The sequence below is a fragment of the Pseudomonas sp. GL-B-12 genome (assembly GCF_019955895.1).
Classification (GTDB): domain Bacteria; phylum Pseudomonadota; class Gammaproteobacteria; order Pseudomonadales; family Pseudomonadaceae; genus Aquipseudomonas.
In genome coordinates, this window is record NZ_JAHBCX010000036.1 from 1 (window position 1) to 25,904 (window position 25,904).

30 protein-coding genes are annotated in these 25,904 nt (G+C 60.6%); 28 read left to right on the forward strand and 2 right to left on the reverse strand.

All coding sequences use genetic code 11. The annotated features are described in order from the left end of the window. Positions 1-175 precede the first annotated feature (175 nt). The 23 genes from fliL (at position 176) to KGA85_RS20195 (ending at position 20,985) form a co-directional block, all read left to right on the forward strand. Entirely contained in the window at positions 176-679 is a 504-nt protein-coding gene (fliL, locus tag KGA85_RS20085; protein WP_223537491.1) for a flagellar basal body-associated protein FliL, read from the forward strand. Positions 680-688: 9 nt separating this feature from the next. Beyond that, positions 689-1,657, forward strand: a complete 969-nt coding sequence (gene fliM, locus KGA85_RS20090) for a flagellar motor switch protein FliM (protein ID WP_057398369.1) — start codon at positions 689-691, stop codon at positions 1,655-1,657. A gap of 66 nt (positions 1,658-1,723) precedes the next feature. Continuing rightward, the gene (gene fliN, locus KGA85_RS20095) at positions 1,724-2,170 is read left to right on the forward strand and encodes a flagellar motor switch protein FliN (protein ID WP_057398370.1); all 447 of its coding nucleotides are present in this window, start codon (positions 1,724-1,726) and stop codon (positions 2,168-2,170) included. After that, the gene (gene fliO / locus KGA85_RS20100) at positions 2,171-2,614 is read left to right on the forward strand and encodes a flagellar biosynthetic protein FliO (protein ID WP_223460038.1); all 444 of its coding nucleotides are present in this window, start codon (positions 2,171-2,173) and stop codon (positions 2,612-2,614) included. It begins immediately after the preceding gene. Next, positions 2,614-3,372, forward strand: a complete 759-nt coding sequence (fliP, locus tag KGA85_RS20105; RefSeq protein WP_223460036.1) for a flagellar type III secretion system pore protein FliP — start codon at positions 2,614-2,616, stop codon at positions 3,370-3,372. The genes fliO and fliP overlap by 1 nt, the downstream gene beginning before the upstream one ends. Then, on the forward strand, positions 3,369-3,638 hold the full coding sequence (gene fliQ / locus KGA85_RS20110) for a flagellar biosynthesis protein FliQ (protein ID WP_007983364.1): 270 nt from the start codon (positions 3,369-3,371) through the stop codon (positions 3,636-3,638). Before fliP ends, fliQ begins: the two co-directional genes overlap by 4 nt. Positions 3,639-3,641: 3 nt before the next feature. Further along, the gene (gene fliR / locus KGA85_RS20115; RefSeq protein WP_150724473.1) at positions 3,642-4,424 is read left to right on the forward strand and encodes a flagellar biosynthetic protein FliR; all 783 of its coding nucleotides are present in this window, start codon (positions 3,642-3,644) and stop codon (positions 4,422-4,424) included. 3 nt (positions 4,425-4,427) lie between these two features. After that, positions 4,428-5,567: a flagellar biosynthesis protein FlhB gene (flhB, locus tag KGA85_RS20120; RefSeq protein ID WP_223460034.1), complete on the forward strand. Its 1,140-nt coding sequence runs from the start codon at positions 4,428-4,430 to the stop codon at positions 5,565-5,567. A 221-nt stretch (positions 5,568-5,788) separates the two neighbouring features. Continuing rightward, positions 5,789-7,918 carry a flagellar biosynthesis protein FlhA gene (gene flhA, locus KGA85_RS20125; RefSeq protein ID WP_223460032.1) on the forward strand — a complete coding sequence of 710 codons (2,130 nt, stop codon included), beginning with the start codon at positions 5,789-5,791 and terminating at the stop codon, positions 7,916-7,918. A gap of 11 nt (positions 7,919-7,929) precedes the next feature. Further along, positions 7,930-9,258: a flagellar biosynthesis protein FlhF gene (gene flhF, locus KGA85_RS20130; RefSeq protein WP_223460030.1), complete on the forward strand. Its 1,329-nt coding sequence runs from the start codon at positions 7,930-7,932 to the stop codon at positions 9,256-9,258. A gap of 116 nt (positions 9,259-9,374) precedes the next feature. Further along, on the forward strand, positions 9,375-10,205 hold the full coding sequence (gene fleN / locus KGA85_RS20135) for a flagellar synthesis regulator FleN (RefSeq protein ID WP_008001746.1): 831 nt from the start codon (positions 9,375-9,377) through the stop codon (positions 10,203-10,205). After that, positions 10,202-10,942: an RNA polymerase sigma factor FliA gene (gene fliA / locus KGA85_RS20140; protein WP_223460028.1), complete on the forward strand. Its 741-nt coding sequence runs from the start codon at positions 10,202-10,204 to the stop codon at positions 10,940-10,942. Before fleN ends, fliA begins: the two co-directional genes overlap by 4 nt. A 168-nt stretch (positions 10,943-11,110) precedes the next feature. Then, positions 11,111-11,482 (forward strand): chemotaxis response regulator CheY, encoded by a 372-nt coding sequence (locus tag KGA85_RS20145; protein ID WP_003183998.1) that lies wholly within the window; start codon positions 11,111-11,113, stop codon positions 11,480-11,482. A gap of 21 nt (positions 11,483-11,503) precedes the next feature. Next, positions 11,504-12,292 carry a protein phosphatase CheZ gene (locus KGA85_RS20150; RefSeq protein ID WP_223460026.1) on the forward strand — a complete coding sequence of 263 codons (789 nt, stop codon included), beginning with the start codon at positions 11,504-11,506 and terminating at the stop codon, positions 12,290-12,292. 26 nt (positions 12,293-12,318) lie between these two features. Next, on the forward strand, positions 12,319-14,577 hold the full coding sequence (locus KGA85_RS20155) for a chemotaxis protein CheA (RefSeq protein ID WP_223460024.1): 2,259 nt from the start codon (positions 12,319-12,321) through the stop codon (positions 14,575-14,577). 48 nt (positions 14,578-14,625) lie between these two features. Next, the gene (locus KGA85_RS20160) at positions 14,626-15,756 is read left to right on the forward strand and encodes a chemotaxis response regulator protein-glutamate methylesterase (protein WP_223460022.1); all 1,131 of its coding nucleotides are present in this window, start codon (positions 14,626-14,628) and stop codon (positions 15,754-15,756) included. Continuing rightward, the gene (locus KGA85_RS20165) at positions 15,756-16,496 is read left to right on the forward strand and encodes a flagellar motor protein (RefSeq protein ID WP_150724481.1); all 741 of its coding nucleotides are present in this window, start codon (positions 15,756-15,758) and stop codon (positions 16,494-16,496) included. Before KGA85_RS20160 ends, KGA85_RS20165 begins: the two co-directional genes overlap by 1 nt. 12 nt (positions 16,497-16,508) lie before the next feature. Then, complete coding sequence (motD, locus tag KGA85_RS20170) at positions 16,509-17,399, forward strand: flagellar motor protein MotD (RefSeq protein WP_223460020.1); 891 nt, start codon at positions 16,509-16,511, stop codon at positions 17,397-17,399. A 43-nt stretch (positions 17,400-17,442) separates the two neighbouring features. Next, the gene (locus tag KGA85_RS20175; RefSeq protein ID WP_046037687.1) at positions 17,443-18,231 is read left to right on the forward strand and encodes a ParA family protein; all 789 of its coding nucleotides are present in this window, start codon (positions 17,443-17,445) and stop codon (positions 18,229-18,231) included. Positions 18,232-18,270: 39 nt separating this feature from the next. After that, entirely contained in the window at positions 18,271-19,218 is a 948-nt protein-coding gene (locus KGA85_RS20180; RefSeq protein ID WP_223460018.1) for a CheW domain-containing protein, read from the forward strand. 76 nt (positions 19,219-19,294) lie between these two features. Then, positions 19,295-19,780, forward strand: a complete 486-nt coding sequence (locus KGA85_RS20185; RefSeq protein WP_007980742.1) for a chemotaxis protein CheW — start codon at positions 19,295-19,297, stop codon at positions 19,778-19,780. Then, entirely contained in the window at positions 19,781-20,173 is a 393-nt protein-coding gene (locus tag KGA85_RS20190; RefSeq protein WP_223460016.1) for a DUF2802 domain-containing protein, read from the forward strand. Between the two features lie 311 nt (positions 20,174-20,484). Further along, entirely contained in the window at positions 20,485-20,985 is a 501-nt protein-coding gene (locus tag KGA85_RS20195) for a DUF6622 family protein (RefSeq protein ID WP_223460015.1), read from the forward strand. Between the two features lie 63 nt (positions 20,986-21,048). Here KGA85_RS20195 and KGA85_RS20200 read toward each other — a convergent pair whose 3' ends face one another. Beyond that, positions 21,049-21,378 carry an EscU/YscU/HrcU family type III secretion system export apparatus switch protein gene (locus tag KGA85_RS20200; RefSeq protein WP_223460013.1) on the reverse strand — a complete coding sequence of 110 codons (330 nt, stop codon included), beginning with the start codon at positions 21,376-21,378 and terminating at the stop codon, positions 21,049-21,051. Then, complete coding sequence (locus KGA85_RS20205) at positions 21,375-22,949, reverse strand: flagellar hook-length control protein FliK (protein ID WP_223460011.1); 1,575 nt, start codon at positions 22,947-22,949, stop codon at positions 21,375-21,377. Before KGA85_RS20205 ends, KGA85_RS20200 begins: the two co-directional genes overlap by 4 nt. Positions 22,950-23,148: 199 nt before the next feature. Between KGA85_RS20205 and ccmA the strand changes: the two genes are divergently transcribed. From ccmA to ccmE, 5 genes are all read left to right on the forward strand, one after another. Next, positions 23,149-23,784, forward strand: a complete 636-nt coding sequence (gene ccmA / locus KGA85_RS20210; RefSeq protein WP_223460010.1) for a cytochrome c biogenesis heme-transporting ATPase CcmA — start codon at positions 23,149-23,151, stop codon at positions 23,782-23,784. After that, complete coding sequence (ccmB, locus tag KGA85_RS20215) at positions 23,781-24,449, forward strand: heme exporter protein CcmB (RefSeq protein WP_007980754.1); 669 nt, start codon at positions 23,781-23,783, stop codon at positions 24,447-24,449. Before ccmA ends, ccmB begins: the two co-directional genes overlap by 4 nt. Positions 24,450-24,522: 73 nt before the next feature. Further along, positions 24,523-25,278 carry a heme ABC transporter permease gene (locus KGA85_RS20220; RefSeq protein WP_046037680.1) on the forward strand — a complete coding sequence of 252 codons (756 nt, stop codon included), beginning with the start codon at positions 24,523-24,525 and terminating at the stop codon, positions 25,276-25,278. After that, positions 25,275-25,451 carry a heme exporter protein CcmD gene (gene ccmD / locus KGA85_RS20225; protein WP_007983322.1) on the forward strand — a complete coding sequence of 59 codons (177 nt, stop codon included), beginning with the start codon at positions 25,275-25,277 and terminating at the stop codon, positions 25,449-25,451. Before KGA85_RS20220 ends, ccmD begins: the two co-directional genes overlap by 4 nt. Beyond that, a complete protein-coding gene (gene ccmE / locus KGA85_RS20230) occupies positions 25,448-25,903 on the forward strand; it encodes a cytochrome c maturation protein CcmE (RefSeq protein WP_046037679.1) in 456 nt (151 codons plus the stop codon). The genes ccmD and ccmE overlap by 4 nt, the downstream gene beginning before the upstream one ends. Position 25,904 lies beyond the last annotated feature (1 nt).

Below are 25,904 nucleotides of genomic sequence, written 5' to 3' on the forward strand. Positions count from 1 at the left end.
ACATGAATGCGTCTGACACACCGCTTTCGCGAGCAAGCCCGCTCCCACAGGGGTTTCACTGCATATTGCGAATCGCACCCGTCCCCGCCCAATCCTTTCCAGACACTTCTGGCATAACACTTGCTCTTGCCTTGCCGTGCGACTGTGAAAACCCGAATAGTGACGGATTATTGGCATGGCGAAGAGCGACGCAGCAGTTAAAGACCCCGCAACCAAAGGCAAACTCAAGCTGATTATCGTGATCGTGGTGGCCCTGCTGCTGGCGATCGGTGTGTCCGTGGGGGCGACCTGGTACTTCATGCACAGCGCTCAGAGCAAGCCTGCCGCCACCGTGGCAGAAACCGCTGCCATCGGCAAACAGCCAGCGATTTTCGAGGCGATGGCGCCGGCCTTCGTGGCCAACTTCAACCAGAACGGCCGCCAGCGCTACATGCAAGTGAGCATCACCATGCTCGCGCGCAACCAGGCGGATCTGGAGGCGCTCAAGGTCCACATGCCGGTGATCCGCAATAACCTGGTCATGCTGTTCTCCGGGCAGGACTTCGCGACCCTCGCCTCGCCGGTCGGACAGGAAATGCTGCGGCAGAAAGCCACCGCCAGCGTCCAGGAAGTGGCGCAGAAAGAGCTCGGCAAAGTGGTGATCGAACAGTTGCTTTTCACTAATTTCGTACTGCAGTAGGAACACGACATGGCCGTGCAGGACCTGCTGTCCCAGGATGAAATCGACGCGCTGTTGCATGGCGTCGACGATGGTCTGGTACAGACCGAAAACGCTGCCGAACCCGGCACCGTCAAAAGCTATGACCTGACCAGCCAGGATCGCATCGTCCGTGGACGCATGCCGACCCTGGAAATGATCAACGAACGTTTCGCCCGCTACACCCGCATCAGCATGTTCAACATGCTGCGTCGCTCGGCGGACGTGGCGGTCGGCGGCGTGCAGGTGATGAAGTTCGGCGAATACGTGCATTCGCTGTACGTGCCGACCAGTCTGAACCTGGTCAAGATCAAACCCCTGCGCGGCACCGCGCTGTTCATCCTCGACGCCAAACTGGTGTTCAAGCTGGTGGACAACTTCTTCGGTGGCGACGGCCGGCACGCCAAGATCGAAGGGCGTGAATTCACCCCGACCGAACTGCGTGTGGTGCGCATGGTGCTGGAGCAGGCCTTTGTCGACTTGAAGGAAGCCTGGCAAGCGATCATGGAAGTCAACTTCGAGTACATCAACTCGGAAGTGAACCCGGCCATGGCCAACATCGTCGGCCCGAGCGAAGCCATTGTGGTGTCGACCTTCCACATCGAACTCGATGGCGGTGGCGGCGACCTGCACGTGACCATGCCGTACTCGATGATCGAGCCGGTGCGCGAAATGCTCGACGCCGGCTTTCAGTCGGACCTCGATGACCAGGACGAGCGGTGGGTCAACGCCCTGCGCCAGGACGTGCTGGACGTCGACGTGCCGATCGGGGCGACGGTGGCTCGTCGTCAGTTGCGCCTGCGCGACATCCTGCACATGCAGCCGGGGGATGTGATCCCGGTCGAGATGCCGGAAGAAATGATCATGCGCGCCAACGGCGTGCCGGCCTTCAAGGTCAAGATGGGCTCGCACAAGGGCAACCTGGCGTTGCAAGTGATCGAGCCGATCGAGCGCCGTTGACCGGCGCTCGTACCCATTCGCGATTAACCGAATTCTGAATTTTTGCTCGCCGAGGACACTGACAATATGAACACGCAGGACGATCAGGCGCTGGCCGATGAATGGGCTGCGGCCCTGGAAGAAACCGGTGATGCCGGGCAGGCTGACATCGACGCTTTGCTGGCCGCCGATTCCGGCAGTTCCGCGTCTAACCGTTTGCCAATGGAAGAGTTCGGCAGCGTGCCGAAAAACAACGACCCGGTCAGCCTCGAAGGCCCGAACCTGGACGTGATCCTTGATATCCCGGTGTCGATTTCCATGGAAGTGGGCAGCACCGACATCAACATCCGCAACCTGCTGCAACTGAACCAGGGTTCGGTGATCGAGCTTGATCGCCTGGCCGGCGAGCCACTGGACGTGCTGGTCAATGGCACGCTCATCGCCCACGGCGAAGTGGTGGTGGTCAACGAGAAGTTCGGCATCCGCCTGACGGACGTGATCAGCCCAAGCGAACGCATCAAGAAGCTGCGCTGAGTGAAAAAGGTTCTGGGGTTTGTGCTCGCAATGCCGCTCAGCGTGCTGGCGGCCGAGCCGGTTGCGACAGCTGTTACCGCCGCTGCGCCGGCGGTGAGCAGCGGTGTGGCTGGCCAGTTGACGCAACTGGTGTTCGGCTTGCTGCTGGTGCTGGGGCTGATCTTTCTCCTCGCCTGGTTGCTGCGTCGGGTCCAGCAGGCCGGTCCGGCAGGCAAGGGGCAGGTGATCGAGATTGTCGGCTCCCGCGCGCTGGGGCCTCGTGACCGCCTGATGCTGGTGCAGGTCGGCAACGAGCAGATTCTGTTGGGCCTGAGCCCCGGCAACATTGCTGCGCTGCACGTTCTCAAGGAACCGGTGCAAGTGCCGAGTACCGAAAAGCCGACGCCGGAGTTTGCACAGCGCCTGCTGGAGATGCTGGGTAAAGATCAGAAGGATAAGAAGTAATGGGTGCGCTACGCATCGTCTTGATGCTGGCCCTGATGCTGGCCGCGCCGCTGGCATTCGGTGCCGATCCGCTGTCGATCCCGGCCATCACCCTGGGCACCAATGCGCAGGGTGCGCAGGAATACTCGGTCAGCCTGCAAATCCTGCTGATCATGACCGCGCTGAGTTTTATCCCGGCGTTTGTCATGCTGATGACCAGCTTCACCCGGATCATCATCGTGTTCTCGATCCTGCGCCAGGCCCTGGGCCTGCAGCAGACACCGTCGAACCAGATCCTCACCGGCATGGCACTGTTCCTGACCCTGTTCATCATGGCGCCGGTGTTCGACCGGGTAAATCAGGACGCCTTGCAACCGTACCTGGCAGAAAAAATGACCGCCCAGGATGCGGTCGCCAAGGCCCAGGTGCCGATCAAGGACTTCATGCTCGCCCAGACCCGCTCCAGTGATCTGGAGCTGTTCATGCGCCTGTCCAAGCGCACTGACATCGCGACGCCGGATCAGGCGCCGTTGACCATCCTGGTGCCGGCCTTCGTCACCTCCGAGCTGAAAACGGCGTTCCAGATCGGCTTCATGATCTTCATTCCGTTCCTGATCATCGACCTGGTCGTGGCCAGTGTGTTGATGGCCATGGGTATGATGATGCTCTCGCCGCTGATCATTTCCCTGCCGTTCAAGATCATGTTGTTCGTGCTGGTGGATGGCTGGGCGCTGATCATCGGCACGCTGGCCAGCAGCTTCGGTGGTGTCTCGCCATGACGCCAGAAGTCGCGGTCGACATCTTTCGCGAAGCGTTGTGGCTGACCACCATGATGGTGGCGATCCTGGTGATTCCAAGTTTGCTTGTGGGCCTGCTGGTGGCGATGTTCCAGGCCGCCACCCAGATCAACGAACAGACCCTGAGCTTCCTGCCGCGCCTGCTGGTGATGCTGGTGACGCTGATCGTCGGCGGTCCATGGATGGTGCAGACCTTCATGGACTACATCCTGCAGTTGTACGGCAGCATTCCTCAGGTCATCGGCTAAACCATGTCACTGCTAGCGCTGACCGATACGCAGATCAGCACCTGGGTGGCGACGTTCATGCTGCCGCTGTTTCGCGTCGGCTCCTTGCTGATGGTCATGCCGGTATTTGGCACGACCCTGCTGCCCCGGCGCATCCGCCTGTATTTCGCCTTGGCCATTACCGTGGTCATCGCGCCGGGCCTGCCGCCGATGCCGCCGGTGAATCCACTGGATTTGAGCGGGTTGTTGCTGATTGCCGAGCAGATTCTCATCGGTGCGGTGATGGGTTTTTCCTTGCAGCTGTTCTTTCAGGCCTTTGTGGTCGCCGGGCAAATCGTCGCCATCCAGATGGGCATGGGCTTCGCTTCCATGATCGACCCGGCGAACGGTGTATCGACGGCGGTGATCGGGCAGTTTTTCACCATGCTGGTGACGCTGCTGTTCCTATCCATGAACGGTCATCTGGTGGTGTTCGAGATCCTCACCGAGAGTTTCACCACGTTGCCGGTGGGTGGCGGCCTGATGGTCAATCACTACTGGGAGCTGGCCGGCAAGCTCGGCTGGGTGCTCGGTTCGGCGTTGTTGCTGGTGCTGCCGGCGATCACCGCGTTGCTGGTGGTCAACATCGCGTTTGGCGTCATGACCCGGGCGGCGCCGCAACTCAATATTTTCTCTGTCGGCTTCCCGCTGATCCTGGTGCTTGGGCTGTTCATCGTCTGGGTCGGGCTGGCGGACATTCTCAACCAGTATCAACCGCTGGCCACTGAGGCATTGCAGTTGTTACGCGAAATGGCACGGGCGAGCTGAGTCATGGCTGAGAGCGAAAGCGGTCAGGACAAAACAGAAGACCCCACGGAGAAGCGCAAGCAGGACTCCCGTGAAAAGGGGGAGATAGCGCGGTCCAAGGAACTCAACACCCTGGCGATCATGCTGGTCGGTGCCTCGGCGCTGCTGATTTTTGGCGGCGCCATGGCGCAGGACATGATGGAGCTGATGCGCATCAACTTCTCGCTGCCGCGGGAAGTGATTCTGGATCAGCGCTCCATGGCCACCTACCTGATGCGCTCGGGGCAAATTGCCCTGTGGTCGATCCAGCCGGTGATGATCACGCTGGTGCTGGCCGCCATCATCGGTCCGATTTCCCTGGGTGGCTGGTTGTTCGCGGCGAGTTCCATGGCGCCCAAGTTCAGTCGCTTGAACCCCGGTCCCGGCCTCAAGCGCATGTTCTCCACCAAGTCGCTGATCGAACTGCTCAAGGCTCTGGCCAAGTTCATCATCATCCTGTTCGTGGCGCTGGCGGTGTTGTCATCGGACATCGATGACCTACTGCGCATCGCCCATGAGCCCTTGGACATGGCGATCATTCACAGCCTGCAAGTGGTGGGCTGGAGCACCTTGTGGATGGCGTGCGGGCTGATCCTGATCGCTGTGGTGGATGTGCCGGTACAACTCTGGGAAAGCCACAAGAAACTGCTGATGACCAAGCAGGAAGTGCGTGACGAGCATAAGGACCAGGAGGGGCGGCCGGAGGTCAAGCAGCGGATTCGACAGCTGCAACGCGAGATGTCCCAGCGGCGGATGATGGCCGCCATTCCCGAGGCCGACGTGGTCATCACCAACCCGACGCACTATGCCGTGGCCCTGAAGTACGACCCGGAAAAGGGTAATGCGCCGGTGTTGCTGGCCAAGGGTAGCGACTTCCTGGCCCTGAAGATCCGCGAGATCGCGGCGGCCAACGAGATCCTGCTGCTGGAGTCGCCGGCGCTGGCGCGATCGATCTACTACTCCACCGAGCTTGAGCAGGAAATCCCCGGCGGGCTCTACCTGGCGGTCGCGCAGGTGCTGGCTTACGTTTATCAGATTCGACAGTACCAGGCGGGCAAGGGCAAGCGACCGGATCCGCTCAAGGATGACCTGCCGATTCCGCCGGATCTGCGGCGCGATTCCTGAGATTCGCGCTGTCGCTGATGGCCCCTTCGCGGGCAAGCCCACAGGTTCGGCGATAACTTGTGGGAGCGGGCTTGCTCGCGAAGAGGCCAGTCAAGGCACTACATAACCCCCTGAAAAACTCTGTATTTCTCCCTCTGCAAAAGTTGGAAAGCTTCTTGCAGTAGCCGTTCTGCGCCTGCTTCAGGCGTCAAAAGTTTGCTTTAAAGGAACGGGGAAAACCGGTGGATCGCTCTCAGTTAATCAACAGTGCCCGCACAAACATTGCCGACCTCAGTCGAGGCAATCTGGGCGTGCCGCTGTTGCTGCTGGTCATGCTGGCGATGATGATGTTGCCGGTGCCGCCGTTCCTGCTGGACGTGTTCTTCACCTTCAACATTGCCCTGTCCATCGTCGTGCTGCTGGTGTGCGTCTACGCTTTGCGGCCGCTGGATTTCGCGGTGTTCCCGACCATTCTGCTGGTGGCGACGCTATTGCGCCTGGCGTTGAACGTGGCCTCCACGCGGGTGGTGATGCTCCACGGCCAGGACGGTCATGCGGCGGCCGGCAAGGTGATCCAGGCCTTCGGCGAGGTGGTGATTGGCGGTAACTACGTGGTTGGTATCGTGGTCTTCGCGATCTTGATGATCATCAACTTCGTCGTGGTGACCAAGGGCGCAGGGCGGATTTCCGAGGTGAGCGCGCGTTTCACCCTCGATGCGATGCCCGGCAAGCAAATGGCGATCGACGCCGACCTCAACGCCGGCCTGATCGATCAGGCCCAGGCCAAGGCCCGTCGTTCGGAAGTGGCCCAGGAAGCCGAGTTCTACGGTTCCATGGACGGTGCCAGCAAATTCGTCCGCGGTGACGCCATCGCCGGCCTGCTGATTCTGTTCATCAACCTGATCGGCGGCATGGCGGTCGGTATCTTCCAGCACAACATGAACTTCGCCGACGCCGGCAAGGTGTATGCGCTGTTGACCATCGGTGACGGATTGGTGGCGCAATTGCCATCACTGTTGTTATCGACAGCCGCCGCGATCATGGTGACCCGTGCTTCCGGTTCGGAAGACATGGGCAAGCAAATCAATCGCCAGATGTTCGCCTCGCCCAAGGCGCTGGCGGTGGCGGCAGGCTTGATGGCGGTCATGGGCCTGGTGCCCGGCATGCCGCACTTCTCGTTCCTCAGCATGGCGGCCCTGGCGGCCGGTGGCGCCTACCTGTTCTGGAAAAAGCAGAACGTCGCCAAGGTGCAGGCCCTGCAAGAGGTCAAGCGCCAGCAGGAGTTGTTGCCGTCGCCGGCCCGTGCCCAGGAAACCAAGGAGCTTGGCTGGGATGACGTGACGCCCATCGACATGATCGGCCTGGAGGTGGGTTATCGCCTGATTCCGTTGGTGGACCGCAACCAGGGCGGCCAGTTGCTGGCGCGGATCAAGGGTGTGCGCAAGAAGCTGTCCCAGGATCTGGGTTTCCTGATGCCGACCGTGCATATCCGCGACAACCTCGACCTGGCGCCCAGTGCCTATCGCCTGACCCTCATGGGGGTAATCCTGGCCGAAGCAGAGATTTACCCGGATCGCGAGCTGGCGATCAACCCGGGGCAGGTCTACGGCACGCTCAACGGCATTACCGCCAAAGATCCGGCTTTCGGCCTGGAGGCGGTCTGGATCGAAATCAGCCAGCGCGCCCAGGCGCAATCCCTCGGTTATACGGTGGTCGATGCCAGTACAGTAGTGGCTACCCACCTGAACCAGATTCTCTACAAGCATTCCAGTGAACTGATCGGTCACGAAGAAGTGCAGCAGCTCATGCAATTGCTGGGCAAAAGCTCGCCGAAACTGGCCGAGGAGCTGGTGCCGGGCGTGGTTTCGCTGTCGCAGCTGCTCAAGGTGCTGCAAGCGCTGTTGGCCGAACAAGTGCCGGTGCGCGACATCCGCAGCATTGCCGAAGCCATCGCCAACAATGCCGCCAAGAGTCAAGATACCGCCGCGCTGGTGGCTGCCGTGCGTGTTGGCGTATCCCGTGCAATCGTCCAAAGCATTGTAGGCACTGAGTCGGAGCTGCCAGTTATCACGCTGGAGCCAAGGTTGGAACAGATATTGCTCAATAGTCTGCAAAAGGCCGGGCAAGGCTCGGAAGAGGGTGTTCTGCTGGAGCCAAGCATGGCTGAGAAGCTGCAACGTTCGTTGATCGACGCAGCGCAGCGCCAGGAGATGCAAGGTCAGCCGGTGATTCTGCTGGTGGCCGGTCCGGTTCGCGCGATGCTCTCGCGATTCGGCCGGCTCGCAGTCCCGGGTTTGCACGTGTTGGCTTACCAGGAAATCCCTGACAACAAGCAAGTGACCATCGTTGCGACAGTAGGGCCCAACGGCTGAGGTAGTGGTTTATGCAAGTTAAGCGTTTTTTCGCCGCCGATATGCGTCAGGCCATGAAGCTGGTTCGCGATGAGCTGGGCGCTGATGCCGCCATCATTGGCAACCGCCGGATCGCAGGAGGTGTCGAACTGACGGCTGCACTGGATTACAAGTTGTCGGCGCTGGCACCGCGGGTTCCGAACATGGAACTCGAAGACGAGCTGCGCAAGACTCAGTCGCGGATCGTCACTGCCCAGGCCGAACTGAGCCTGCGTGGCGACGGCGAGAGCGACAATGCGACCAATCGCCAGTTGTTCGCCGGCTTGCCGCTCACCGCAGCCGAGCCGTTGATCGAACCAACGTACGCCGAACCCCGTCGCCCCGCACCGGCTGCTGCACCAGCCTCCACTGGCGTGGACCCGCGCGCGTTCGACTCGATGCGTTTCGAACTCAACAGCCTGCGCGAACTCATGGAAGTCCAACTCGGCTCGCTGGCCTGGAATCAGCTGCAGGGCAGCCGTCCGGACCAGGCCAACCTCTGGCGTCGCCTGCAACGCATCGGCCTGTCCGGCCCGCTGTCGCGCGACCTTTTGACGATGATCACCGATATCGAAGAGCCTCGTCAGGCCTGGCGCATGTTGCTGGCGCACCTGGCGCGCATGATCGTGACACCGGAAATCGAGCCGCTGGAAGAGGGCGGTGTGATCGCCATGGTAGGCCCGGCCGGCATGGGCAAGACCACCACCCTGGCCAAGCTGGCTGCCCGTTACGTGCTCAAGTACGGCGCGCAGAACATTGCGCTGGTGAGCATGGACAGCTTCCGCATCGGTGCCCAGGAGCAGCTCAAGACCCTGGGGCGCATACTCAACGTGTCGGTGACCCACGTCGATCCGGGCCAGTCGCTGGTGCAGGCGCTGGAACCCTTGCTGCGCAAGCGCGTGGTACTGATCGATACCGCCGGCCTGCAGGCCAGCGACCCGGCCCTGCGCATGCAGCTCGAAAGCCTGGCCGGTCGAGGCATCCGCTCGAAAAATTATCTGGTTCTGGCAACCACCAGCCAGAAACAGGTTCTAACCGCCGCTTATCACAGTTACAAGCGTTGTGGGCTCGCTGGCTGCATCCTGACTAAACTGGATGAAACGGCTAGTCTGGGCGAGGTGTTGAGCCTGGCCATCAGTCATGAGCTGCCGGTGGCCTACCTGACCGATGGCCCGCGGATTCCGGATGATCTCCATCTGCCGCGCCGTCATCAGTTGGTCAGTCGCGCCGTCAGCGTGCAAATGCAGGAAGAACCCAGCGAAGAAGCCATGGCTGACATGTTCGCTGATATTTACCACAGCCAAACCAAGCAGGTTGGCTAAGGTAGTAATGAACAGTTTTTGTACCTACATCGATGGTCTGCCATGCATTGTTCCGTTTGTGAACGCGCAGCCAGTAATGTGGCCTCCGTCTATGCAAGACAAGGTAAAGAAATAACATGGGCAGCATGCATCCCGTACAGGTGATCGCGGTGACCGGCGGCAAAGGTGGCGTCGGGAAAACTAATGTGTCAGTGAACTTGTCCCTGGCTCTGGCTGAGCTTGGCCGGCGCGTCATGCTGTTGGACGCCGACCTGGGACTGGCGAACGTTGACGTTCTGCTGGGCCTGACACCCAAACGTACCCTGGCCGACGTGATCGAGGGCCGCTGCGAACTGCGCGATGTACTGCTGCAGGGACCCGGCGGCATCCGTATCGTTCCGGCCGCATCCGGCACTCAGAGCATGGTGCATCTGAGCCCCGCGCAACACGCCGGCCTGATCCAGGCCTTCAGCGATATCGGCGACAACCTCGACGTATTGGTGATCGACACCGCGGCGGGCATTGGTGACTCGGTAGTCAGTTTCGTTCGCGCAGCCCAGGAAGTGCTGCTGGTGGTGTGCGACGAGCCGACCTCGATCACTGACGCCTACGCATTGATCAAATTGCTTAACCGTGACTACGGCATGAACCGCTTCCGCGTCCTGGCCAACATGGCCCAGAGCCCGCAGGAAGGGCGCAACCTGTTCGCCAAGTTGACCAAGGTCACGGATCGCTTCCTCGACGTCGCCCTGCAATACGTCGGCGCGGTGCCCTACGACGAAAGCGTGCGCAAGGCGGTGCAGAAGCAGCGCGCCGTCTACGAGGCCTTCCCGCGTTCCAAGTGCTCGCTGGCATTCAAGGCGATCGCACAGAAGGTCGATACCTGGCCGCTGCCTGCCAACCCGCGCGGGCACCTGGAATTTTTCGTCGAGCGCCTCGTGCAGCAGACAGCAGGACCGGTTCTATGACGGCAAGCGGTTACAACCTCTACAAAACATCGGCGCGTGATGCGCAGTACGAGCTGATCGAGCGTTACGCGCCGCTGGTTAAACGCATTGCCTACCACTTGTTGGCGCGCCTGCCGGCCAGTGTCCAGGTCGAAGACCTGATCCAGGCCGGGATGATCGGCCTGCTTGAAGTGTCGACCAAATATGACGCCAGCAAAGGCGCCAGTTTCGAGACGTACGCGGGCATTCGAATCCGCGGCGCCATGCTCGATGAAGTGCGTAAGGGGGACTGGGCGCCACGTTCGGTTCACCGCAATACACGCATGGTCAGCGACGCCATTCGCTCGATTGAAGCGAAAACCGGTCGTGATGCTAAAGATCACGAAGTTGCGGCCGAACTCCAATTGAGTCTCGACGATTACTACGGGATTTTGAACGACACCCTGGGCAGCCGGCTGTTCAGTTTCGACGATCTGTTGCAGGACGGCGAACACGAAGGGCTGCACGAGGATGGGGCGAGTGCTCATATCGAGCCGTCACGCGACCTGGAAGATGAACGCTTCCAGGCTGCGCTGGCAGATGCGATTGCCAATTTGCCGGAGCGTGAGCGACTGGTGTTGGCGCTGTACTACGACGAAGAGTTGAACCTCAAGGAAATCGGTGAGGTCCTTGGGGTCAGCGAATCTCGGGTCAGCCAGTTACACAGCCAGTGCGCGGCCCGTTTGCGGGGGCGTTTGGGGGAGTGGCGAGCGCGCTGAAGGCAGTGTGGGGGACACTGCGAACGAGGCCGGTGTGGTGTTGAACTGCGCCGGTCGCGATCTGTTGTGCTCCAGACAGTCATCGAGTGCTTTGCCGGATTGATTGAAATGGCGTGTCCAGGTGCTGGGCGCGTTTAAGACTGCTTGGAGGTCGAATTGGACAAGAACATGAAAATCCTCATCGTTGATGACTTCTCAACGATGCGGCGGATCATCAAGAACCTGCTGCGTGACCTTGGGTTCACCAACACCGTCGAGGCCGACGATGGCACTACCGCCATTCCGGTGCTCAACAGCGGAAGCATCGACTTTCTGGTAACGGACTGGAACATGCCTGGCATGACCGGTATCGATCTGCTGCGCCATGTGCGTGCCGATGAAAAGCTCAAGCACCTGCCGGTGCTGATGGTGACCGCTGAAGCCAAGCGTGAGCAGATCATCGAAGCGGCCCAGGCCGGCGTTAACGGCTATGTGGTCAAACCCTTCACGGCCCAGGCGTTGAAAGAAAAAATCGAGAAGATTTTCGAACGCATCGGTTGATGAGTGCGCCATGGGGGAGCTATGGGCAATAACGAAACTTCATTGGGCGATTTTGAATCGACCCTGAAAAAACACGCCGTCGAATTGGTCGCCAGCCTTGAAAAAGGCAAGTTCGGCGACGCGGTGCAATTGATCCATGAGCTCAACCAGACCCGTGACCGCGGCCTGTATCAGGAAGTGGGCAAGCTCACTCGCGAACTGCATAGCGCGATCGTCAATTTCCAGATTGACCCGCACATGCCGCAAGCCGAAGAAGTGTCGCAGATCACCGACGCCACCGAGCGTCTGGGGTATGTGGTCAAGCTGACCGAGGCCGCGGCCAACCGCACCATGGATCTGGTGGAAAGTGCCACGCCGCTGGTCAATGGCCTGGCGGATGAAGCCAAGGTGTTGAGCGCGGACTGGGGGCGCTTCATGCGTCGCGAAGTCGGCGCGCAAGAGTTTCGTGAACTGGCCCGGCGGGTCGACGGGTTCCTGGCGCGCAGCGGCACGGACAATCGCGCGGTGTCGGGCAACCTCAACGACATCCTGCTCGCCCAGGATTACCAGGACCTCACAGGCCAGGTGATCAAGCGTGTGACCCAGTTGGTCACCGAAGTTGAAAGCAACCTGCTCAAGCTCGTGCTGATGGCCAGTCAGGTGGACCGCTTTGCGGGCATCGAACATGACCGCGAAGCGATGCTTGCTGAAAAAGATCCACAAAAACATCTATCTCAGGGTGAAGGTCCGCAGATTCATGCCGATAAAAGAGAAGACGTTGTGTCCGGTCAGGACGATGTGGACGATTTGCTATCCAGCCTTGGATTTTAGGTAGACCTGTTAGGAGCATCCCCTTAATGAGCTTCGGCGCCGATGAAGAGATCCTTCAGGATTTCCTGGTTGAGGCCGGCGAGATTCTAGAGCAACTGTCCGAGCAACTGGTCGAGCTGGAAAGCCGTCCGGATGATGCGGATCTGCTCAATGCAATTTTTCGCGGTTTTCACACTGTAAAAGGGGGCGCCGGCTTCCTCCAGCTCAACGAGCTGGTGGAGTGCTGCCACATCGCCGAGAACGTGTTCGACATCCTGCGCAAGGGTGAACGTCGCGTCGACTCGGAACTGATGGACGTGGTTCTCGAAGCGCTGGACGCGGTGAACAGCATGTTCAGCGAAGTCCGCGAACGCCGCCCGATCACGGCTGCGACACCTGAATTGCTTGCGGCGCTGGCCCGCCTGGCCGAGCCGCAATCGGCTGACGAGGTGGTATCCGCGCCTGTCGCTGCTGTGGTTCAAACGCCTGTGGCTGAAGCCGAATCGGGCGACATCACCGACAATGAATTCGAACAACTGCTGGACTCGCTGAACGCCGTCAAGGCGCAGGCCGAGGCCCCGGCGGCTGCTCCAGCGCCTGCCAGCAATGCCGCTGCCAGCGACGAAATCACCGATGCCGAGTTCGAGTCGTTGCTCGATCAACTGCATGGTAAAGGCCAGTTCGCCGTTGACGCAGTGGTCCCTACGCCGGCTGCGCCAGAAGCACCGAAAGCGGCCGGCGACAGCTCCGATATTACTGACGACGAATTCGAAGCACTGCTCGACCAACTGCACGGCAAGGGTAACTTTGCTGTCGATGCGCTCGAGTCGGCCATTGCTTCTGTGCCAGCACCTGCCGCGCCAGCCGCCGCAGCGGTCGGCAGCGATCTGATCACCGATCACGAATTTGAATCGCTGCTCGATGAGTTGCACGGCAAAGGCAGGTTCAGCGAAGTCGGCAAGGCGACGGTTGCCAGCGGATCGAACACGTCCGTTGCCGCGCCGGCCGCGAAGGCTGCGGCGCCGAAACCAGTGACCAAGGCACCCGAACCAAAAGCTGAAACGCCGGCTGCTGCCGCTGCACCTGCTGCTGCGCGTGCCCCGGCCGCGCCACCGGCGGAAAAACCGGCGAGCGAAGCCGAGACCACCGTGCGCGTCGATACCGCGCGTCTCGACGAGATCATGAACATGGTCGGCGAGTTGGTGCTGGTGCGTAACCGCCTGGTCCGCCTCGGCCTCAACAGCGGCGACGAAGCCATGTCCAAGGCTGTGTCGAACCTCGACGTGGTCACCGCCGACCTGCAAACCGCGGTCATGAAGACCCGGATGCAACCGATCAAGAAAGTCTTCGGGCGCTTCCCGCGCCTGGTTCGCGACCTGGCTCGCCAGCTCAAGAAAGAGATCAACCTGGAACTGGTCGGCGAAGAAACCGACCTCGACAAGAACCTCGTCGAGGCCTTGGCCGACCCGCTGGTCCACTTGGTGCGCAACGCGGTCGACCACGGTATCGAGTCACCGGAAGAACGCGAAGCCTCGGGCAAGGCCCGGGGCGGCAAGGTGATTCTTGCAGCCGAGCAGGAAGGCGACCACATCCTGCTGTCGATCTCCGATGACGGCAAAGGCATGGACCCGAACGTCCTGCGATCCATCGCGGTTAAACGCGGTGTGATGGACAAGGATGCGGCGGACCGTTTGAGCGACACCGAATGCTACAACCTGATCTTCGCCCCGGGTTTCTCGACCAAGACCGAGATATCCGACGTATCGGGTCGCGGCGTGGGCATGGACGTGGTGAAAACCAAGATTTCCCAGCTCAACGGTTCGATCAACATCTACTCGGCCAAGGGCCAGGGTTCGAAGATCGTCATCAAGGTCCCGCTGACCCTGGCGATCATGCCGACGCTGATGGTCATGCTCGGCAACCAGGCCTTTGCGTTCCCGCTGGTGAACGTCAACGAGATCTTCCACCTCGACCTGTCGACCACCAACGTCGTGGACGGTCAGGAAGTGGTGATCGTGCGGGACAAGGCACTGCCATTGTTCTATCTCAAACGCTGGCTGGTCAGCTCCGCCGCTCACGAAGAGCAGCGCGAGGGCCATGTGGTGATCCTTTCGGTGGGCACGCAGCGGATCGGCTTTGTCGTCGATCAACTGGTGGGTCAGGAAGAAGTGGTCATCAAGCCATTGGGCAAAATGCTCCAGGGAACGCCGGGTATGTCCGGCGCCACCATCACCGGTGACGGCCGCATTGCGCTGATTCTCGATGTTCCGAGCATGCTCAAGCGTTACGCCACACGGCGTATTTGATTCTGGTGGAGCGGGGCGCCTGGCCTCGCTCCATCTAATGGAGTGTTTATGGCAGTCAAAGTCCTGGTGGTGGACGATTCGGGGTTTTTCCGCCGCCGCGTCTCGGAAATTCTTTCAGCGGATTCCAATATCCAGGTCGTCGGCACGGCGACCAACGGCAAAGAGGCGATCGATCAGGCACTGGCCCTCAAGCCCGACGTGATCACCATGGACTACGAGATGCCGATGATGGACGGCATCACCGCCGTGCGGCACATCATGCAACGCTGCCCGACCCCGGTCCTGATGTTCTCCTCGCTGACCCACGAAGGCGCCCGGGTCACCCTCGATGCGCTGGATGCCGGCGCGGTGGACTTCCTGCCGAAGAATTTCGAAGACATCTCGCGCAACCCCGAGAAGGTCAAGCAACTGCTGTGCGAGAAGATCCTGAGCATTGCGCGCAGCAATCGTCGTGTCAGTGCCTACAGCGCTCCGGCCCCTGTGGCCGCACCCGCTCCAACACCTGCGCCTTCGAGTGTCGGCAGTTACGGCAGCAGCGCGCCCGTGCGTCCGGCACCGGCACCGATCCCTGTGCGTACGCATGCGGCCACCGCGCCGTCGCCCGCGCCGAAACGCAAAGCCTACAAACTGGTGGCCATTGGTACGTCCACCGGCGGCCCGGTTGCCCTGCAGCGGGTGTTGACCCAATTGCCGGCCAACTTCCCGGCCCCGCTCGTGCTGGTTCAACACATGCCGGCCGCCTTCACCAAGGCCTTCGCCGAGCGCCTGGACAAGCTGTGCCGCATCAGCGTCAAGGAAGCCGAGGATGGCGACATCCTGCGTCCGGGCCTGGCGCTGCTGGCGCCGGGTGGCAAGCAAATGATGATCGACGGCCGCGGTGCGGTGAAAATCCTCCCGGGTGACGAACGTCTGAATTACAAGCCATGCGTGGACATCACGTTCGGTTCGGCAGCCAAGTCCTACGGCGACAAGGTTCTGGCGGTGGTCCTGACCGGCATGGGCGCCGACGGCCGTGAAGGCGCGCGCCTGCTCAAGCAGGGCGGCAGTTCGATCTGGGCACAGGACGAAGCCAGTTGCGTGATCTACGGCATGCCGATGGCCATCGTCAAAGCCGAGCTCGCCGACGCGGTGTATAGCCTCGACGACATTGGCAAGCACCTGGTCGAGGCCTGTATCTGATGGATGTTCTAAGCCTGATCGGCATCATCATGGCCTTCGTCGCCATCATCGGCGGCAACTACCTCGAAGGCGGTCATCTCGGCGCCCTGGCCAACGGCCCGGCAGCGCTGATCGTGCTCGGTGGCACCATTGGCGCCGCGCTACTGCAATCGCCGATGAGCGCCTTCAAGCGCGCCATGCAGATCCTCGCCTGGATCCTGTTCCCGCCCCGTGTCGACCTGGCCGGTGGCATCGATCGCGTGGTGAACTGGAGCCTGACCGCACGCAAGGAAGGCCTGCTGGGCCTTGAAGGTATCGCCGACGCCGAACCCGACAACTACGCACGCAAAGGCCTGCAACTGCTGGTCGACGGCGCCGAGCCGGAAGCGATTCGCAGCATTCTCGAAGTGGACTTCTACACCCAGGAAAGCCGCGATGTCGAAGCTTCGAAGGTCTTCGAAAGCATGGGCGGTTACGCGCCGACCATAGGCATCATCGGTGCGGTGATGGGCCTGATTCACGTCATGGGCAACCTGGGTGATCCGTCGCAACTGGGTAACGGCATCGCCGTGGCCTTCGTCGCCACCATCTACGGCGTGGCCAGTGCCAACCTGGTGCTGCTGCCGATTGCCGCCAAACTCAAATCCATTGCGTTGCGCCAGTCGCGTTATCGCGAAATGCTGCTGGAAGGGCTGCTGTCGATCGCCGAAGGTGAAAACCCTCGCTCCATTGAGTTGAAGCTCCAGGGCTTCATGGATTAAGGGAAAAAACTCATGGCCCGTCGTCGCCAGCAAGAAGAGCATGTAAACCATGAACGTTGGCTGGTTTCCTATGCCGACTTCATCACCTTGCTGTTCGCCTTTTTCGTGGTGATGTACTCGATCTCTTCGATCAACGAAGGCAAGTACAAGGTCATTTCCGAAGCGCTGATCGGGGTCTTCACCGATTCCGATCGTTCGCTCAAGCCGATCCCCATCGGTGACGAGAGGCCAAAGACCGTGACCCCGGCCAAGCCGCTGGTCAAGGACAGTGACCAGGTCGATGCCGGTGTCGCCGGCGCCAGCGATCCCCTCAAAAGCATCGCCGACGACATCAGTGCGGCGTTCGGTGACCTGATCAGCTCCAACCAGATGACCGTGCGCGGCAATGAGTTGTGGGTCGAGATCGAGCTCAATTCCAGCCTGTTGTTCGGCAGCGGCGACGCCATGCCCAGCGACATCGCGTTCAACATCATCGACAAGGTTGCGGCGATCCTGAAGCCGTTCGACAACCCGATTCATGTCGAAGGTTTCACCGACGATCAGCCGATCCGCACCGCGCACTATCCGACCAACTGGGAGCTGTCTTCGGCCCGCTCGGCCAGCATCGTGCGCATGCTGGCGATGCAAGGGGTGAACCCCGGTCGCCTGGCTTCGGTGGGCTATGGCGAGTTTCAGCCGGTGGCCAACAACGCTACCGCTGAAGGCCGCGCACGCAACCGTCGCGTGGTGCTGGTGGTGTCGCGCAACCTCGATGTTCGCCGCAGCCTGACCGGCACCGGAACCGCCCATGCGCAACCGGATGCCGCATTGAAGCGTGCTGGCACACAAACTGCACCGACCCCGGTCAAGTCGCCGGTACGAGAGAGCGCCGTCAATTCTCCGTCACCCGCATTAACACGTTGAGCTATTTCTCGGTCGATCCATTCGGCCGGGAGGAACAATCCGAATGAGAGTCTGGGCAGTCGCCAATCAAAAGGGTGGTGTCGGTAAAACGACTTCCTCCATCGCTTTAGCCGGTTTACTGGCGGAGGCGGGCAAGCGCGTGGTCGTGGTCGATCTCGACCCCCACGGCTCGATGACCAGTTACTTCGGCTACGATCCCGACGCCCTGGAGCACAGCAGCTACGACTTGTTCTTGCACAAGGGCAGCGTGCCCCAAGGCCTGCCGGGTCAACTGCTGCTGTCGACCAGTGACGAACGCATCTCCCTGTTGCCCTCCAGCACCGCGCTGGCCACCCTTGAGCGCCAGTCGCCGGGGCAGAGTGGTTTGGGCCTGGTGATTGCCAAGAGCCTGGCGCAACTGTGGCAGGACTTCGATTACGCCGTGATCGACAGCCCGCCCTTGCTCGGCGTGCTGATGGTCAATGCCTTGGCGGCGAGCCAGCAACTGGTGATCCCGGTGCAGACCGAACACCTGGCGGTCAAGGGCCTGGAGCGCATGGTCAACACCCTGGCGATGATCAACCGCTCGCGCAAACAGGCGTTGCCCTTCACCATCGTGCCAACCCTGTTTGACCGCCGCACCCAAGCGTCCCTCGGAACGTTGCGCGTGCTGCGCGACAAGTTTCCAGAGGAAATCTGGCAGGGCTACATCCCGGTGGACACACGCCTGCGCGATGCCAGCCGCGCCGGTCTGACACCTTCGCAATTCGACGGTAAGAGCCGAGGCGTTCTCGCTTATCGCGCGTTGCTCAAGCATCTGCTGGCGGCGCAACTTGTTGCGCAGGTGGCGTGACATGAGCCCAATTCCCGTAGCGCCCGCGCAGGTGTGCCAATGAATCGGCCGATGAAGACGACATCGCGCCCGCAACTGGCGTTGCAGTCGTATCTGGACAACTTGCTGCAAGACGCAACCGAGGACATGGCCCCGGAGATTGAGGCGCTTGTCGAAGTGGTGAAAGTCGTCGAAGAGCAAGGCGTACTGGATGAATTTCAGGCTGCGGTGCTCGAAGAACAGGCCCGGGATTCACAGAAAACCGCAGTGGCTGCCGCTCCGGTGGTCGCGCCTTTGGCAAAGGCTCCCGTAGCCGTGGTCGAAGCGCAGGAACCCGTTCTGGCGCCGGTATCGACTCTTGCGCCACTGTTGCAAGCCCTGGTGGTTCCGATTGAGGAAGCTGAAGCGCTGGAGACTACGGTTATCGAGGCGCCTCAGGCGCTGGTGCCGCCCGTCGTTGAAGTTCATTTGCCGCCGAGCAATACGCCGCCACCGGTGGAAACCGACGGTCGTCCGTCCTGGGCTGCCGAACCCTTCGAATGCCTGTTGTTCGATGTCGCCGGTTTGACCCTGGCGGTGCCGCTGGTGTGCCTGGGCTCGATTTACTCACTGGCCGGTCACGAGCTGACGCCGCTGTTCGGCCAGCCGGAGTGGTTCCTGGGCATTCTGCCGAGCCAGGCCGGCAACCTCAAGGTGCTCGATACCGCGCGTTGGGTCATGCCCGACCGTTACCGCGACGATTTCAAGCAGGGCCTGCAATACGTGATTTCGGTGCAGGGCTACGAGTGGGGGCTGGCGGTGCATCAGGTCAGCCGTTCGTTGCGCCTGGACCCGAATGAAATCAAATGGAGAAGTCACCGAGGTCAGCGGCCATGGCTCGCCGGCACGGTGATTGAACACATGTGCGCCTTGCTCGATGTCGCCTCGTTGGCCGAGTTGATCGCCAGCGGCGGAGCCAAGCACATGTCTGGCGTCAAGCCGGGCCAAAAACCGACATCAGTCAAATAAACAAAACAGGCGACGTCACTCTGATGGCGTTGCACGGAACACACACCGCCAGGGCGGTTTCTTGAGGGGTCAGGGTATGAATGACAAGGCAACGGCGGCAAAAGGTTCCGAAGATCCGATCCTGCAATGGGTCACCTTCAAGCTGGACAACGAGACCTACGGCATCAACGTGATGCGCGTCCAGGAAGTCCTGCGTTACACCGAAATCGCCCCGGTCCCGGGTGCCCCGAGCTACGTGCTGGGCATCATCAACCTGCGCGGCAACGTCGTCACCGTGATCGACACCCGCCAGCGCTTCGGCCTGATGAATGCCGAGATCAGCGACAACACCCGTATCGTCATCATCGAAGCCGACAAGCAGGTTGTCGGGATCATGGTCGACAGCGTGGCCGAAGTGGTTTACCTGCGTCAGTCGGAAATCGAAACCGCGCCGAACGTGGGTAACGAAGAGTCCGCCAAGTTCATTCAAGGCGTGTGCAACAAGAACAACGAACTGCTCATCCTGGTCGAACTCGACAAGATGATGAGCGAAGAAGAATGGTCGGAACTGGAGAGTATCTGATTGATTCTCGAGGTTGCGGTCATTGTCCTGTTCCTGTTTTGGGCAGGCACGCTGGCGATGTTCCTGGCGTACATTCGCGGTCAAAAGCACATCGCCGCGCAACAGGCCAAGGGTGATGCGCTGCGTGATCAGCGCATCAAGGACCTGGCCAAGCGCGTCGACGACTACCAGAACGGCAATGTGCGCATGGGCGAAGACCTGCACGAGCTGCGGGCGATCGTTGCGCCGTTGCCGGACAAACTCACCCAGCTGGAACAGCGTGATCCTTCAAGCCTGTCGTTTGCCCAGGCAGCGCGGTTAGTCGGAATGGGCGCCAGCGTCAACGAACTGACCCAGTCCTGCGGCTTGACCCAGGCTGAGGCGGAGTTGATGAGTAAGCTTCACAAGAACTGAGTGTTGCTATCCGGCTGAAATCGCTTTCGTCGGAACGCCGCCCGGAGCAAACCCGCTCCCACACTGGATCAATGTCGTACACAAAATTTGTGTTCACAGAAGACCAAATGTGGGAGCGGGCTTGCTCGCGAAGGCGTCCTCGAATGCGCAGCAATCTTCCCCGCGATCCGACTCATTCCTCTCTATCCTCAGACAGGGATTACGCTGTCGTAGTCTCCTGCCTATAACATTCTCAGATCCCACCGTCTTGTGATCGCAACCAGCGATCAGTAGTTTGATCTGCTCAAACATACACAGTGCCAGGAAGGCTTATGATCGACATTTTGCGTGGTACACCGCTGTGGGTTTATGCGGTGTTTTTTATTCTGAGTTACTACGGCGTCATCGCCTGTTTCAGGAGCCACGTATCGAAAAGGTCATTGCAGATATCACCCGTGATATTCGTGGCTTTGTCCCTCGCATCGCTCAATCCCTCCCAGGAAATTGCAATCCAGCTTTCAGTCTATGCATTGGGATTGCTGGCGGGGTGGTTGCTGGCACTGCGTTTTTTCTCGTACAACAATGTGCAGTGCGAGGGGCAACATCTGGTTCTACCCGGTACGTTCAAGGTACTGATTGTGTATTGGGGCTTTTTTGCCTGGCGTTATTACGAAGGTTACCAGGCGGCCATGTACCCGGAACTGGCCAATGAAATGTCGACGGTTGCAGCGGCGGCGCTGGGGGCAGGGCTCATCAATGGTTTGATTGTTGGTCGCAGTTTCAAGCTATTGCGTTTCGTAGGAGCTGGCTTGCCAGCGAAGGCGGCTAAATGATCGGTGCAATATTCAAGTTCGCATTCGCCGGCAAACCGGCTCCTACATAACGGGTTCGTAAGCTCAATAATCATCCCCGCGCTCGGTGATGTCCTTCTCGACCATCAGCGCATCCGGATCCTGCCCCGCCGGAAATTTCCCCTTCAGATTCCACGCAAACGCAATGATCTCGGCAATCGTCCGATAGAGCTCCTGCGGAATGCTGTCCCCCAGCTCCATCTTCGTCAGCAGCCTCACCAGTTCGGCGTTTTCGTAGATCGGCACTTCGCAGTCGCGGGCAATCCGCAGGATTTCTTTCGCCAGGGCTTCGTCGCCCTTGGCGGTGAGGGTGGGGGCGTGGCTGCCGTCGTATTTGAGGGCAATGGCCTGGCGTGGGGCGTTGGGATTTTTCATGCGGTTTCGTCGACCCAGCGTTGTTCGAGGCGGGTTTGCGGGCCTTGGGGCGGTGTGCCGAGGTGGCAATCGAGGTCGCCGACGTTCAGGCCGGCGGACAGCAAGCGGTCACGCAGCCCGCTCAGGTTGCTTTCGATCAGGCTGGCGGTGTAAGGCCGCTCTGCCCAGAGCTGGCTGCCGAGGCTGCCCTTGATCAGTTGCGCCTGAATTTGCAGCGGCCCCAATGGCTCCATGGCGAAGGCCAGTTCGACGCGCCACAGCTGTTGCTTGGGTTCGCGTTCTTCGCGACGTTCCTTCGGCTGTTCTTTTTCGGGTGAATCTTCACGCTGGAACTTGACCTGCAAGGGCACGATGTCCTGCATATTGCGCATCGGGATTTCCAGCTGCCAGGTGCTCATCAGCCGTCCGTCGGCGGTTAGGCCGGTTTGTTCCAGACTCGACAGTTGATGGCTTTGCAGGCGTGAAACCGCGGCGGCGGCCAGGCGCAGCAGGTGTTCGAGGTCGTTTTCACCCTCGGTGCTTTGCAACAGGCGTTCGGGCAGCGGGAAACCGCTCGGCGACGGCTTGGCGCTGACCTGGCCGAGCATGCCCAGGGCGTTGCGGACAAAGTTCGGCATGGCTTGGGCCAGGGTGTTGGCGGCGATGATCGCGCCGAGGCTGGTGTTGGCCGGCAAGCCCTGACTCAACTGCGCAACCAGTTTCAGCAGGTCACCTTTCATGTCCGGCGCGAGCGTCGGGTTTTGCCCGGTCAGCAGTTTGCTTTCGAGAAACACACCGCTGCTGGCCAGGGCCTGGGCCAGGCCCTTGGGGGTGCTCAACTGTTGAACATCCGGCAAGCCGGCGAGCAACCGGGCAGCGGCGCTGCGCAATTCAACGGATGTCTGGTCCGAGGGCGCAAGGTTCTGCAGGAGCTTGAGCAAGCCGTCCAGCGAGCCCTGGCGGCTTTGCTGGTCGACCAGTTGCCGGGTCACCGCCAGTTGCTCCTGTCGGCTGCTCAGTGGCACGAATTTCACGGTCTGGGCGTCTTGCACCTGCGCGCTCAATAAGGTGCCGATGCGCAAGGGCTGTGGGCTGTCGATGTTCAGGGTGCTGCCGCTCAGTGCGGTATTGAGCAGGCCCACCATCGAGCGAAAGATCATGGGCTGGCCGGGTACCTGGGGCAGCACTTGCGAGGTCAGCACTTTGCCTTGCAGCAGGGTGCCAACGGGCAGTTGCGAGGTATCGAGGCGGGTGAGGGTGGTGATGTTGGAGGCAATGGCCTGTTGCACCGTCACGGCCAGGTTGCCGGCCGAGGGTTGGCTGACGACCAGCGTGGTGCCCTGGGCCAGCGGTTGATTACTGGTAGTCTGGACCGTGGTCTGGCGGCCGCTGTCGAGGGTGACCTTGAGCAGCATCTGGAAAGTCTGATCCGCCTGCTTGAGCGACAGTACTTCGGCCTGGGCGGTTTGACCGACGCTGATCAGCCCCTCCACCGGCGTCAGCAACTTGAGCAACTCACCACTGACCACCGGCGGGTGCGAAGTCGCCGGGAGGGTTTGCGGTAGCGGGAGGATGTTCATTTCGCCTGTCATACGCGGTCACAACCTGAGGAAAATGCACTCTTTAGAGTAAGGTCTGGCATGTATAATGCCGCGCCGTTGTATCCAAAAATGGCGAAAACTTTGCAATTGTTTGACGCAGCTCTCTAGAACAAGACGTCATTGCATCTATGCTGCATCTCTTTAACGGCCGCGCCAGAGCCGACTTGAACCGTATAAGGCCCGTGAACCCTTGACCAGTCCTGTCCTGCAAACCGTTGCCCTTGCCTGTGAGCGAGACCTTCGGCTGCTCTTCGAAAATCTCGAATTGCGACTGGCCAGTGGCGAAATGGTACAAATCAGCGGCCCCAACGGCAGCGGCAAGACCAGCCTGTTGCGCCTGCTCTCGGGGCTGATGCAGCCGACCGCCGGTCAGGTGCTGCTCAACGGCCAGCCACTGAATGCACAACGCGGCGAACTGGCGCGCAACCTGCTGTGGATCGGCCACGCGGCCGGGATCAAGGATTTGCTGACGCCGGAAGAGAATCTGAGCTGGCTGTGCGCCTTGCATCATCCGGCGACCCATGAGGCGATCTGGCAGGCGCTGGACGCGGTCGGGCTGCGCGGATTCGAGGATGTGCCTTGCCACACCCTGTCTGCCGGTCAACAGCGCCGCGTCGCGCTGGCGCGTCTGTATCTGGACAGCCCGCCGCTGTGGATCCTCGATGAACCCTTTACCGCCCTCGACAAGCAGGGCGTGGCACAGCTTGAATCTCATCTGGCCGGCCACTGCGAACGCGGCGGCATGGTGGTGTTGACCACTCATCACACGCTGAGCCGGATGCCGGCCGGTTATCGCGACATCGATCTGGGGAGCTGGGCCGTATGAGTGTTTTCGGCCTGCTGGTCGCCCGCGAGGCTCGTCTGCTGTTCCGCCGCCCGGCGGAACTGGCCAATCCGCTGGTGTTCTTCGCCATCGTCGTTTCCCTGTTCCCGTTGGCCGTCGGTCCTGAGTCTCAATTGTTGCAAACCTTGTCTCCGGGGCTGGTCTGGGTCGCGGCACTTTTATCGGTCCTGCTCTCGCTGGACGGGCTTTTCCGCAGTGATTTCGAGGATGGATCCCTCGAACAGTGGGTCCTTTCGCCGCACCCCCTGGCTCTTCTGGTTTTGGCCAAGGTGCTGGCACACTGGGCTTTTTCCGGCCTGGCACTGGTTTTGCTCGCGCCCTTGCTGGCGCTGATGCTCGGTTTGCCTGCCGCCTGTCTGCCAGTGTTGCTGCTTTCGTTGCTGCTCGGTACACCGGTACTGAGCCTGCTCGGTGCGGTGGGCGCGGCGCTGACGGTGGGCTTGAAGCGTGGCGGCCTTTTGCTAGCGCTACTGATTCTGCCGTTGTACATCCCGGTGTTGATCCTTGGCAGTGGCGCCTTGCAGGCTGCCTTGCAGGGGATGCCGGCGACCGGTTATCTGTTGTGGCTTGGTAGCCTGACCGCCCTGGCGATAACCCTGACACCTTTTGCAATAGCTGCTGGCCTGAAGATCAGCGTCGGCGAATAATGAGGTCTGGTTAAAAAATAACCAGTAAAGGCCCTGGCTCTTCACAGTAAAGAGCAACCGTGATGGAAACAGTATGAACTGGACGTGGTTTCACAAGCTTGGCTCGCCCAAATGGTTTTACGGCATCAGCGGCAAACTGCTGCCCTGGCTGAGCGTCGCGGCGTTGCTGTTGATCAGCGTTGGCGTGGTCTGGGGCCTGGCCTTTGCGCCGCCGGACTACCAGCAGGGCAACAGCTTCCGCATCATCTATATCCACGTCCCGGCCGCCATGCTGGCCCAGTCCATCTACGTGATGCTGGCCGTGTGCGGCATCGTCGGCCTTGTGTGGAAGATGAAACTGGCCGATGTCGCCCTGCAATGCGCAGCGCCCATCGGCGCCTGGATGACCGCCGTGGCGCTGGTCACCGGGGCGATCTGGGGCAAGCCGACCTGGGGCTCGTGGTGGGTCTGGGATGCACGCCTAACGTCCATGCTTATCCTGCTTTTCCTGTACTTCGGTCTCATTGCATTGGGCAACGCGATCAGCAATCGTGACAGCGCGGCCAAGGCCTGTGCGGTGCTGGCGATCGTCGGCGTGATCAACATCCCGATCATCAAGTACTCGGTGGAGTGGTGGAACACCCTGCACCAGGGCGCGACCTTCACCCTCACCGAAAAACCGGCGATGCCCGCCGAGATGTGGCTGCCACTGCTGCTGACGGCGTTGGGTTTCTACTGTTTCTTCGGCGCCGTCCTGCTGCTGCGCATGCGTCTTGAAGTGCTCAAGCGCGAAGCCCGGGCCAGTTGGGTCAAAGCCGAAGTGGAAAACAGTCTGGAGGTCGCTCGATGAGTTTTGCTTCATTCGGCGACTTCATCGCCATGGGCCATCATGGCCTGTATGTCTGGTCGGCCTATGGCATCTGCCTGACGGTATTGGCCCTCAACGTGGCGGCGCCGATCCTGGCCCGCAAGCGGTATCTGCAACAAGAGGCGCGTCGTTTGCGCCGGGAGAACGGCAAGTGAATCCGCTGCGCAAAAAGCGTCTTATCATTATTCTCGCGATCCTGGTCGGGGTCGGCGCTGCCGTCGGCCTGGCCCTGAGCGCCCTGCAGCAGAACATCAACCTGTTTTACACACCGACGCAGATCGCCAACGGTGAAGCCCCACAAGACACGCGCATTCGCGCCGGCGGCATGGTCGAGAAGGGCTCGCTGGAGCGTTCCAGTGATTCCCTGGATGTGAAATTCGTCGTCACCGACTTTAATAAATCCGTGACCATCACTTATCGCGGCATCCTGCCGGACCTGTTCCGCGAAGGGCAGGGCATCGTCGCCCTGGGCAAGCTCAATGCCGATGGCGTGGTGGTGGCCGATGAAGTGCTGGCCAAGCACGACGAGAAGTACATGCCGCCGGAAGTGACCAAGGCGTTGAAAGACAGCGGTCAATCGGCTCCAACACCCGCGAAGGAGGGTTGAT